12 protein-coding genes are annotated in these 10,306 nt (G+C 52.3%); 8 read left to right on the top strand and 4 right to left on the bottom strand.

The features are described from left to right. Positions 1-123 precede the first annotated feature (123 nt). Positions 124-1,143 carry a porin gene (locus VGU61_RS19435; RefSeq protein WP_326860935.1) on the bottom strand — a complete coding sequence of 340 codons (1,020 nt, stop codon included), beginning with the start codon at positions 1,141-1,143 and terminating at the stop codon, positions 124-126. 303 nt (positions 1,144-1,446) lie between these two features. Here VGU61_RS19435 and coq7 point away from each other — a divergent pair, with 303 nt between their 5' ends. Continuing rightward, the gene (gene coq7 / locus VGU61_RS19440) at positions 1,447-2,073 is read left to right on the top strand and encodes a 2-polyprenyl-3-methyl-6-methoxy-1,4-benzoquinone monooxygenase (RefSeq protein WP_326860936.1); all 627 of its coding nucleotides are present in this window, start codon (positions 1,447-1,449) and stop codon (positions 2,071-2,073) included. A 74-nt stretch (positions 2,074-2,147) separates the two neighbouring features. Here the strand turns inward: coq7 and VGU61_RS19445 are convergent, their stop codons facing one another. Continuing rightward, a complete protein-coding gene (locus VGU61_RS19445) occupies positions 2,148-2,594 on the bottom strand; it encodes an OsmC family protein (RefSeq protein WP_326860937.1) in 447 nt (148 codons plus the stop codon). A 518-nt stretch (positions 2,595-3,112) separates the two neighbouring features. On the opposite strand from VGU61_RS19445, the gene rplM reads away from it, so the two are divergent. The 6 genes from rplM (at position 3,113) to erpA (ending at position 6,758) form a co-directional block, all read left to right on the top strand. After that, the gene (gene rplM, locus VGU61_RS19450; protein ID WP_326860938.1) at positions 3,113-3,541 is read left to right on the top strand and encodes a 50S ribosomal protein L13; all 429 of its coding nucleotides are present in this window, start codon (positions 3,113-3,115) and stop codon (positions 3,539-3,541) included. A gap of 9 nt (positions 3,542-3,550) precedes the next feature. Continuing rightward, positions 3,551-3,943 (top strand): 30S ribosomal protein S9, encoded by a 393-nt coding sequence (gene rpsI, locus VGU61_RS19455; protein WP_326860939.1) that lies wholly within the window; start codon positions 3,551-3,553, stop codon positions 3,941-3,943. Between the two features lie 185 nt (positions 3,944-4,128). Then, positions 4,129-5,172, top strand: coding sequence for an N-acetyl-gamma-glutamyl-phosphate reductase (gene argC / locus VGU61_RS19460; protein WP_326860940.1), 1,044 nt, complete (start codon positions 4,129-4,131; stop codon positions 5,170-5,172). A gap of 17 nt (positions 5,173-5,189) precedes the next feature. Next, the gene (locus VGU61_RS19465) at positions 5,190-5,951 is read left to right on the top strand and encodes a DUF6776 family protein (RefSeq protein WP_326860941.1); all 762 of its coding nucleotides are present in this window, start codon (positions 5,190-5,192) and stop codon (positions 5,949-5,951) included. Between the two features lie 12 nt (positions 5,952-5,963). Next, positions 5,964-6,353 carry a polymer-forming cytoskeletal protein gene (locus VGU61_RS19470; protein ID WP_326860942.1) on the top strand — a complete coding sequence of 130 codons (390 nt, stop codon included), beginning with the start codon at positions 5,964-5,966 and terminating at the stop codon, positions 6,351-6,353. A gap of 54 nt (positions 6,354-6,407) precedes the next feature. Further along, on the top strand, positions 6,408-6,758 hold the full coding sequence (erpA, locus tag VGU61_RS19475) for an iron-sulfur cluster insertion protein ErpA (protein WP_326860946.1): 351 nt from the start codon (positions 6,408-6,410) through the stop codon (positions 6,756-6,758). Between the two features lie 60 nt (positions 6,759-6,818). Here erpA and VGU61_RS19480 read toward each other — a convergent pair whose 3' ends face one another. Then, a complete protein-coding gene (locus VGU61_RS19480) occupies positions 6,819-7,958 on the bottom strand; it encodes an anhydro-N-acetylmuramic acid kinase (protein ID WP_326860943.1) in 1,140 nt (379 codons plus the stop codon). Between the two features lie 83 nt (positions 7,959-8,041). Then, positions 8,042-9,418 carry a M23 family metallopeptidase gene (locus VGU61_RS19485; RefSeq protein ID WP_414691667.1) on the bottom strand — a complete coding sequence of 459 codons (1,377 nt, stop codon included), beginning with the start codon at positions 9,416-9,418 and terminating at the stop codon, positions 8,042-8,044. A 314-nt stretch (positions 9,419-9,732) separates the two neighbouring features. On the opposite strand from VGU61_RS19485, the gene tyrS reads away from it, so the two are divergent. Then, positions 9,733-10,306 (top strand): tyrosine--tRNA ligase (gene tyrS, locus VGU61_RS19490; RefSeq protein ID WP_326860945.1); only part of this gene is annotated, 574 nt, incomplete at its 3' end.

Below are 10,306 nucleotides of genomic sequence, written 5' to 3' on the forward strand. Positions count from 1 at the left end.
GTCTACAAGGGGTTATTCCGGTACAAGCACTACACAAAATAAAACGGGCTCATTGATGATGAGCCCGTTTGAATGAAGCTACAGGTTAATTAGCTGGGTAAAGCTAATCCTGCATATTCATTGTTAGAACAAGTGGTTCACACCGATCGAGATGCCGCGCTGACGGGACTGATTCGGAGCAGCGCGGAACACGCCTTCGTTCTTCGCAGTATCAAACTCAGCGTACAAGTTGGTTCGCTTGGACAGCGCATATGTAGCGGCCAGCATGTGCAGATCTTTTTCACCTTCAGCTGCTGCTGCAGCGGCGTCACGACGGTTACGATAATAAGCGTAAGTCAGTTCGATAGCCGGTGTAATTGCATAGTTCAAACCCACCCATGCGAACTTGGTTTCGGTATCTGCGCCAACAGCTACATCTTGCTGTTCGTTCGCATAGCCAATCGACACGCGAGCTGGGCCAAACTTGTATGCGCCGCCAACTGTCCAATGGTCGTTATCAAAGCCTGCCACGTCACGCAGCGTGTATGCAGCACCAGCAGCGATTGGACCGCTGGAATAATTTGCCGAAATCGATCGTGCTGATCCAGTGCGAACACTGCCAGCGACTTCACCCAATGCATACTCTGCACGGGCTGTTACAGGACCAAACGTGCCTGTGTATTTGATGTCGTTGTTGTAACGAACGCCAGCAGTAGCTGGAACGGCCTGCGCAATGCCTGGGAATTTGTAAACAAACGGATCGTATGCTGCGATAGTCAAGAACGCGTTAGTGTATTGACGACCCAGATCAATAAAGCCCCAGTTGCCGCCCAAACCAACCGCTGCAGTACGATTGAACAGGACGCTTGGAGCGCCAGCTGCGGTCGGGGTGTCCAGGCCGCCTGTGCCGGTATTGAAACCAGCTTCGAGAGTAAAGCGTGCCTTCAAGCCGCCACCCAGGTCTTCAACGCCTCTGAAGCCAAGTCGATTCGAGTTAAAAGTGCCTGTAGAACCCATTGTCGTCCTGCTGTCACCTGCAGCATTTACGTCGGTGACATGCCGAACACCACCATCGAAAGAGCCATAGATTGTTACAGCGGACTGTGCTTGTGCAGCACCTGCAAATGCACCCAGAACTGCCAGTGCGAGAAGCGATTTTTTCATTAATTAATCTCCAAGGGTTGGCGTGCTAAAATTTTTTTTAGTTGCATCCAGCTACAGGCGCACAAAACTGCCCATGCCGAGACTTCCAAACAGTTTGGTTAAGAAGCTAATAACGATTTCATCAAATGTCTCCCTTCAGGGCAAAGAGAATTTGGGTTTTGTGCTTTTCAATTGATTATTCTGTGGTTAGTCAACAACAAATGAGGCAAAAATAATGCTTAAAAAGCAATGGTTTAGCATGCAAGGTCATTCTTGCTTATTTTTTAAGTTTTTGGCGAATCAGCTCTATGTACGAGGACATCGATGCAAAAAATAGATGATCTAATTTTGGGTATGGATAAGGCATTGAGAGTTATTGCAGGTGTAGCTGTAGCCTCCAGGCCAAATCCGGCCATGGGCGTACCCGATGTTTCTCTGGACGATGCTGATCGCCGACATAGTGCGGGGCTTATGAGAGTGAATCATGTCGGGGAAGTCTGCGCGCAAGCACTTTACGATTCGCAGGCCAGATTCTCGAAAACAGATGCGATCAAGAAGCAATTTGCCCAGGCAGGGCAGGAAGAGGAGGACCATCTTGCTTGGACAGCAGAGCGCCTGCACGAATTAGGCGCCCGCCCGAGTCTGCTTAATCCTTTGTGGTATGCAGGAGCCTATATACTAGGCGCAGTAGCGGCGAGAGTAGGGGATGCGCATAGCTTGGGATTTGTTGTGGAGACCGAGCGCCAGGTTGAGGCGCATCTTGCCAGCCATTTAACGAATCTGCCGCTTCAGGATGAAAAATCGAGGGCAATCGTTAGCCAAATGCGCATTGATGAAATGGAGCACGGTGCCGCGGCTCAGGTAATGGGAGCAGCAGAATTACCTGAGTTGATACAAAAGGCAATGCGAGGGGCTGCCAAAATTATGACAAACACCGCTTATCATCTTTGAGTCGCATGCCTGCAATAAGATGCGCTGAGTTATACGACCTTTTTAGGGAGCAGTATAAAAAGCTGTTACTACCTTCATTCGGTTTTTTCTTGCGCTTCTAGGTCGTCAATAATTTCAAAGGAATGCGTTATCTCCGCGGTTTTCTCAAGCATGATTGAAGCAGAGCAGTACTTTTCATGAGACAACTTGATTGCTCGTTCAACGAGGTTTGCCTTTAGATTTCTACCGGTTACTGAAAAGTGAAAGTGAATTTTGGTAAAAACTTTAGGGTCCTTTTCAGCACGTTCGGATTTTAAGGCGACGTCACAGCCTCGAACGTCTTGACCGCTTTTGCGCAGGATAAGTACAACGTCATACGCGGTACATCCGCCGGTTCCCGCTAAAACTATTTCCATGGGGCGTGGCGCAAGATTGCGTCCTCCGCCTTCAGGCGCGCCATCCATAGTAACCACATGGCCAGAGCCAGTTTCAGCCAAAAATGTCATTCCGGACAAGCCGGTCCAGCGCACAGTGCATTCCATTGAAGTCTCACGGTTTTCAGAATCGTAGTAGTCATAATTGTATCCGTTATGGATGTTAGGTAAGTTACCGGCCCATTTTGCTGAAACCGTCTATGTGCAATTCATAGTGTGGGCAAAAAAGCCGCATTGTGAAACGATGTAAGCGTTTGTATTTAAAGAAAAAAATCTTTGTTGAGAATGTTGGGCGTGGCAATTCAGGGATGTTTTCTTGCGTTGCACCATGCTTTGAACTACAATTTAATTGCTGGTTGTAAACGATCTGTAACTCGATGACAACCAAACTCTTGTCTCCTCCACCCTCCTCTTTGGTGTGGATTTCAACCCGAGGTCTAATCACCTCGGGTTTTTTTTGTTTTGGCGAGATAAGTTTGACGGCAAGTCTTTGAAAAGACTATAATTTCCGGCTTTCCGTTTGCTCAGGAAAGAGAATAAGGCTGTGTCCTGGATGTCGTTGGGGATTTTGCAACGGCATGGGAACCGGCGACTGTTGAGCAATTTCACAATTTTAGGAAGTCATAATGAAAACCTTTTCCGCGAAAGCCCATGAGGTAGAGCGCGAGTGGCTCGTGATTGACGCGACGGACAAAGTCCTCGGACGTGTTGCCAGCGAAGTGGCACGCCGACTGCGCGGCAAACATAAGCCGGAATTTACTCCTCACGTCGATACGGGTGATTTCATCATCGTCATCAATGCCGGCAAATTGCGCGTCACCGGCAACAAGGCCCTCGATAAAACGTACTATCGCCATAGTACTTATCCGGGCGGTATCTATGAGACCAATTTCCAGAAAATGCAGCAGCGTTTTCCTGGCCGCGCGCTCGAGAAGGCTGTCAAGGGCATGTTGCCCAAAGGCCCGCTCGGCTACGCGATGATCAAGAAGCTGAAGGTGTATGCAGAGGACGCCCATCCGCACGCCGCGCAGCAACCCAAAGCACTTGTTATCTAAGGAATAGACATGATCGGTAACTACAATTACGGAACCGGCCGTCGCAAGAGTGCAGTGGCTCGGGTTTTTATTAAGTCGGGCAGCGGCCAGATCGTTGTGAACGGTAAGCCTGCAAGCGAGTATTTTTCGCGCGAAACAGGTTTGATGGTTATCCGTCAACCACTCGAATTGACCAACAACGTCGAACGTTTCGACATCATGGTTAACGTGCACGGTGGCGGTGAGTCCGGCCAGGCCGGTGCAGTTCGTCATGGCATCACACGCGCCCTGATCGATTACGACGCAGGGCTGAAGTCGGATCTGGCAAAAGCCGGTTTCGTCACTCGCGATGCTCGTGAAGTCGAGCGTAAAAAGGTCGGTCTGCGCAAAGCACGCCGCGCCAAACAGTTCTCCAAGCGCTGATCTGCGTTTTCAGAGCATCGAAAAGCCGCCAGGTTTGCGCCTGGCGGCTTTTTTTCTTGGTTTTGCTCTAATTGCGGAACCAAGGTGGTTCCGCATGAATTCACTTGGCGCCAAGTCGGAAGCATTTTTGCGTGCTTTGTTAAAATCGCACAGTCACTCTACACTCCATTTAGCAAGGAACTAGCATGATCAAGGTCGGTATCGTTGGGGGCACTGGCTATACAGGCGTCGAATTATTACGTTTGTTGGCTGCGCATCCGGAAGTTCAATTGATGGCGATTACATCCAGAAAAGAGGATGGTCTGCCTGTCGCTGATATGTATCCTTCTTTGCGGGGACATGTGTCACTTGCTTTTTCATCTCCCGACAAGGCAAAGCTCGACCAGTGCGATGTGGTGTTCTTCGCAACGCCGCACGGTGTCGCCATGGCGCAGGCCAGGGAATTGGTCTCCAAGGGGGTTAAGGTGATCGATCTTGCGGCAGATTTCCGACTGAAAGACGTGGCTGTCTTTGAAAAATGGTATGGGATGCCGCACGCCTGTCCAGAGCTTTTGGAAGAGGCGGTCTACGGCCTGCCTGAGATCAATCGGGAGGCAATCAGCACGGCGCGCGTGATCGGCTTGCCTGGATGCTATCCAACGTCGATGCAATTGGGCTACGCGCCGCTTCTCGCTCAAGCGAAACCGCTGGTGAATGAATCAGCACTTATTGCCGACTGCAAGTCTGGCGTGTCCGGGGCGGGTAGAAAAGCGGAAGTACATACATTGCTCGCTGAAGCCGCTGATAACTTCAAGGCGTACGGTGTGAAGGGCCACCGCCACCTGCCGGAAACGACGCAGGGACTGCAAGCAATTGCAGGCCGGAAAATTGGATTGACGTTTGTGCCACATTTGGTGCCGATGATTCGCGGTATTCATTCCACGTTGTACGCGACGATTCTGCCGGAAGCGCGAGAAACAGACTTCCAGGCGTTGTATGAGAACCACTTCGCCGAAGAGAAATTTGTTGATGTTATGCCATCAGGCAGCCACCCAGAAACTCGTTCGGTAAGGGCATCCAATACGTTGCGCATTGCGGTTCATCGGCCAGAGGGCGGAGATTTGCTGGTCATTCTGGTGGTCGAAGACAATCTGGTAAAAGGGGCTGCCGGGCAGGGAGTGCAGTGCATGAACATCATGTTCGGTCTTGATGAAACAGCAGGTTTAATGCACATTCCAGTATTGCCCTAAGTAATCAATGCAACACCATGGCTCAAGCGCCTTCGATGTTCAGTAGTTTAAAAGTGCGATTGTGGTTCAGGCGGCTATCGGTATCGTCTCCAAGAATTGCGGTCAGAAACCAGGCGCCGTTACCTTTTCGCATGCTTTTTTGGGCAATTTTAGTCATTGGTGGCGGCATAATTGCAGTCTGGATATTTGATTTGCGGCAAGGCATTAACGGTCTGAATCAGGAAAATGCCACTGAGCAGCTCATCATTTATAAAGAAGCGCTTGCAAAGCTTGGTGGAGAACGAGACAAGTTATCTTCGTCGGCAAACGCTGCAGAAAGTCGGCTCATCATTGAACGCTCGGCGCAGCGACAACTTGCTGCGCAGGTGAAGACACTTGAGGCGGAGAACATCAGGCTTAAGGAAGATCTGGCTTTTTTTGAAAGTCTTCTGCCAAATGCAACCGGTCCGCAAGGCGTTTCAATTCGACGTATCAAGATAGACCAAGTAACGCCGAACCAGCTTCGTTACCGCTTGTTGATTATGCAGGGAGGTAAGGGAGACCAGCATTTCTCCGGCAGCCTGCAGCTTGCCGTCAATGTTTTGCAACAAGGCAAAAATGCCACCATTGTTTTTCCAACAGGCATTTCGGGTGAGGTGGAAAAATATAAACTTAACTTCAGGCACTACCAACGAGTGGAAGGTACGCTGACGATTCCAGATGGAGCGGCAGTGAAAGCAGTTCAGGCGCGTGTGTTCGAAAAAGGCCAGCTTCGAGTGCAGCAGTCTGTAAATTTGTAAAGGAGAGCCAGCATGTTAGGCCGCAAAAACAAAGGCACGATTGATAGCTTAATCGGAATTTCCACGACGATAGAGGGTGACGTTCATTTCAAGGGTGGATTGCGGATTGATGGTCGTGTAAAGGGAAGCGTGATTGCAGACGCCGAATCGTCCAGCATGCTGGTCATATCGGAGACCGCCAAAGTCGAGGGGGAAGTGCGTGTGGCGCATTTGGTCGTGAACGGGGAGGTTATCGGCCCGGTTCATTCTTCCGAGCTTCTTGAACTTCAGCCGAACGCCCGCATAACTGGAGATGTCTATTACAAGGCGCTGGAAATGCACGGCGGAGCACTGGTCTCCGGGAAACTGACGCATGACCAGGTTGAGGAGCCGGTGCTGAAGCTCGCGATGTCAAACACCTGATTGTCGCGGAAAGCCTATAATCCGGTAATCGTTGTTTGCAACCAGGAGTTTGAAATGAATGCTGTTACCGAAATGCCCGCCCCGATCATCTTTACCGATAGTGCCGCAGCAAAAGTTGCACAGCTGATAGAAGAGGAAGGCAACCCGGATCTCAAGTTGCGTGTGTTCGTGCAGGGCGGCGGATGCTCCGGATTCCAGTATGGTTTTACGTTTGATGAAATCGTCAATGAAGACGACACTGCAATGGTGAAGAACGGCGTGCAGCTGTTGATCGACTCCATGAGCTATCAGTATCTGGTCGGCGCCGAAATCGATTACAAAGACGATCTGGAAGGCGCGCAGTTTGTGATCAAGAATCCAAATGCAACCACCACATGCGGTTGCGGGTCATCGTTTTCCGCATAAAAATTCATTGCGTAAGATGAATTTAAAAAGGACGCTGCGGCGTCCTTTTTGTTTGCCCCGTCATGCGGCTGGATAAAGGGCGCCAAGAATTCTCGGTCCTCTGGCGCCGGTGACGGCGGGAAGATTGCCGGGCAGCCGGCTTATAAACCGATGCGCCAACCAGGCAAAGGCAAGTGCTTCGACGTGATTTGGCGAGACGCCCAAGCGCTCGGTTGATTCGACGACCGCAGCATTACCTCTGGCATGAAGGGCGGCGGCAATCTGCTGCATCAGATGGCTGTTGAATGCGCCGCCCCCGCATACATAGATTGCTCTTGCCTGCGGCGCATGGCGATGGATGGCGTCGGCCAGCGTCGTCGCAGTGAAAGCGGTGAGCGTCGCCTGTACATCTGCAGCGTTTGCACTGCCGAAGCGGACCAATCTGGACATCAGCCAGTCGATGTTGAACAGATCCCTACCGGTGCTCTTCGGCGGCGGCAGATCGAGATAGGGCTCCGCACAGAGCAACTGCAAAAGTTCCGGAAGTACCTGGCCGCTACGAGCCCATGCGCCGTCGCTATCATAGGCTTTGTCCTGGTGCCGGCATATCCAGGCGTCCATCAATACATTTCCCGGGCCGGTATCGAAGCCAATCACATCGTCGTCGTTACTCAGAATACTGATGTTTCCGATACCGCCGATATTCGCCACCACGCGGCTCTCGTCCTTATTGCCGAATGCGGCTTGGTGAAAAGCGGGCACCAGCGGCGCGCCCTGTCCGCCTGCGGCAATGTCGCGGCTGCGAAAGTCCGCAATGACGTCAATGCCTGTCAACTCCGCCAGCAATGCGGGATTGCCGGTTTGGCGCGTATAGCCAAGCTCGGGGCGATGCCGGATTGTCTGACCATGCACTGCAATGGCCTTGATCGCGCTGGATGGCAGTAATGACGTCTCGAGCAACTTGGTTACGCAATCGGCATAGAAGCCTGCAAGGGCATTCGCGGCAAGCGACTCGCGGTGAATTTCATTCTCTCCTGAAGACTGCAGTGCAAGAAGATCATCACGCAAGCCAGACGGGAAGGGAATGTAAGAAGTCCCGAGTGTCCGTACCGCGACACCCGGTCCCGGGTCGAAGGAAGCGATTGCGCCATCGACACCGTCGAGGCTGGTGCCGGACATCAGTCCGATGTAGAGGTGCTGGGGAGGTGTTGTGTTGGGCATGGATACCGTCTCTGTGTCTCAGGATTCTACAGCCCGAAAACGGTATGCGAACGTCCTATGGCCGGATTGCCACAGGACGTTGATCACTTGGCAGCGAGCTTGCCCTCAGTGCTCGATGGGGAGAGCAGGGCGAAGCGATGGCGCATTTCACTTGCCACGGCTTTGAAGCGTTGCAGTTCCGCGCCGGCCAACGGTTGTGCGTTCGGCACATCGATGGACATTGGATCGCGGGGTTCATTTGCAACCCGGAATTCGTAGTGCAGATGCGGGCCGGTAGACCAGCCGCTGGTGCCGACATAGCCGATCACTTGCCCCTGGCTGACCTTGTCGCCTTTTTTCAGTCCAGTGGCGAAGCGGCTCATATGGGCATAGGCAGTGGAGTAGTTGTTCCAATGCTTGAGGATGACGATATTGCCGTAGCCTCCCTGCACGCCGACGAAGTCCACTTCGCCGTCGCCCGATGCGCGAATCGGCGTGCCAGTCGGCGCGGCGAAATCTACGCCCTTATGGCTCCGCCACTGGCCCGAGAGTGGATGCATGCGCATCGAGAAGCCGGATGAGATGCGGGAAAACTCGAGCGGCGATTTCAGAAATGCCTTCTTCAGAGATTTCCCGTCAAAGGTGTAGTAGCCGCCGCCTTCCTTGCTGTGCGGATCGTCGAACCAAACCGATTGATAGGCCGTACCGCCATTAATGAACTGCCCTGCGAGTACACGTCCGGCGCGCACCAGTTCGCCGTTCTGCCAGTAGGTTTCGTAGACGACATTGAAACGGTCGCCGCGCCGCAGGTCCGATGCAAAATCGATGTTAGTCGAAAACATATCAACGATTTGCATGGCGACGTTATCGGGTATTCCAGCCGCATCCGTCGCCGCGAACAGCGAGGAGCGAATCTCGCCGGAGTGCATGTCGATGCGCTTTTCCAGATTGCCGAGCGTTTCGGTCGCAACGAGCCGTTCTCCGTCACGCCGGATCACGACATTCTTGACGCTGCTTTGACTGTTTCCGACATTGTCGTTGGTCGTGGCGCTCAGGAATTGAAGTTCGCCATCCTGATTGGTTTGCGCTTGGATCTTTCTGCCGGCTTTCAGTTGGAAGACCTGATGTGCAATCCGGTCCGATTTGATGAATTTGGCTGCTTCTTCGTCATCGACGCCTAACCGTTGAAGCAAGGTGGCGAGCGTGTCGCCGGGCCGCACTCGTTCTTCGCGGAAGAAATGATGTTCCTGCTGCTCGAGTTGCGCTATTTGATCGGCAAGACTTGCGACAGGCAGTTCACGGGTGATCGATGTGACAGGTAGGTCGGCAGCATCGGGCGCCATTGGCGCAACGCCTGCCGCTCCGAAAGCGCAGGCAGCGAGAAACAATGCCGATGCAGATAGCACGCGTGTCTTGCGCGATGAGCCAAGGAACAGTGCACTGCCAAAACCGCTACTCAGTAATTTATCTAGAAGGCGCATGCAATACGTTAAAATTTACTGTTCTGGTTTGAGATGCTTTTCACAATGCTGCTTCCGTCAGCGAGCCACATCCGCGAGGAAGAACATAAGGTCAAGCGTCCATGGTTTGGTGAAACCTCAGTATTTCTCCTGCAATCAGTTTCTTGTTAGTTGGCTGCAATTGCCGGAAAAAGCGGTTACATAAGACGCCGTCAAGCTTTCTAAGGTGCCTGTATTGCAACTTTTTCATGCATTGCAAGCCGGAAAAGGAGACGCGATTATACCAAACGCATGGTATTGATCTTTTAACGTTGAACTTTAATCTTTATCATCATATGGTCAATCACCAGCAGTCAATAAATCATCCTGTCGACCAGTCCGCTCCCGTGCTTTCCGATGCAGTCAAGGAAGCGCTTGCCATCACCAAGCGTGGCATCGACGAACTACTGATCGAAACCGAATTCGCGCAAAAGCTGTCGCGGTCCGAAAAAACCGGCAAGCCGCTACGTATCAAACTGGGTCTTGATCCTACAGCACCGGACTTGCATCTCGGACACACGGTAGTCCTCAACAAGATGCGGCAACTCCAGGATCTGGGGCATAACGTCATTTTCCTGATCGGCGACTTCACGTCGATGATCGGCGATCCGTCCGGCCGCAATATCACTCGTCCGCCGCTCACGCGCGAACAGATCGAGGAAAACGCCAAAACCTATTTCGCCCAGGCCAGCCTGGTGCTTGACCCGGCAAAAACCGAGATCCGTTACAACTCCGAATGGTCGGACCCTCTCGGCGCGAGAGGCATGATCCAGCTATCGGCCAAGTACACGGTGGCACGTATCCTCGAACGGGAAGATTTCACGAAGCGATTCAAGGCCGGAACGCCGATTTCCGTGCACGAATTGCTCT

Origin of the sequence: Noviherbaspirillum sp., assembly GCF_035944575.1 — a bacterium.
Lineage (GTDB): Bacteria > Pseudomonadota > Gammaproteobacteria > Burkholderiales > Burkholderiaceae_D > Noviherbaspirillum.

Coding starts and splice junctions, on each gene's coding strand:
- VGU61_RS19435 (WP_326860935.1), bottom strand. CDS start 1,143: ATGAAAAAATCGCTTCTCGCACTGGCAGTTCTGGGTGCATTTGCAGGT.
- coq7 (WP_326860936.1), top strand. CDS start 1,447: ATGCAAAAAATAGATGATCTAATTTTGGGTATGGATAAGGCATTGAGA.
- VGU61_RS19445 (WP_326860937.1), bottom strand. CDS start 2,594: ATGGAATGCACTGTGCGCTGGACCGGCTTGTCCGGAATGACATTTTTG.
- rplM (WP_326860938.1), top strand. CDS start 3,113: ATGAAAACCTTTTCCGCGAAAGCCCATGAGGTAGAGCGCGAGTGGCTC.
- rpsI (WP_326860939.1), top strand. CDS start 3,551: ATGATCGGTAACTACAATTACGGAACCGGCCGTCGCAAGAGTGCAGTG.
- argC (WP_326860940.1), top strand. CDS start 4,129: ATGATCAAGGTCGGTATCGTTGGGGGCACTGGCTATACAGGCGTCGAA.
- VGU61_RS19465 (WP_326860941.1), top strand. CDS start 5,190: ATGGCTCAAGCGCCTTCGATGTTCAGTAGTTTAAAAGTGCGATTGTGG.
- VGU61_RS19470 (WP_326860942.1), top strand. CDS start 5,964: ATGTTAGGCCGCAAAAACAAAGGCACGATTGATAGCTTAATCGGAATT.
- erpA (WP_326860946.1), top strand. CDS start 6,408: ATGAATGCTGTTACCGAAATGCCCGCCCCGATCATCTTTACCGATAGT.
- VGU61_RS19480 (WP_326860943.1), bottom strand. CDS start 7,958: ATGCCCAACACAACACCTCCCCAGCACCTCTACATCGGACTGATGTCC.
- VGU61_RS19485 (WP_414691667.1), bottom strand. CDS start 9,418: ATGCGCCTTCTAGATAAATTACTGAGTAGCGGTTTTGGCAGTGCACTG.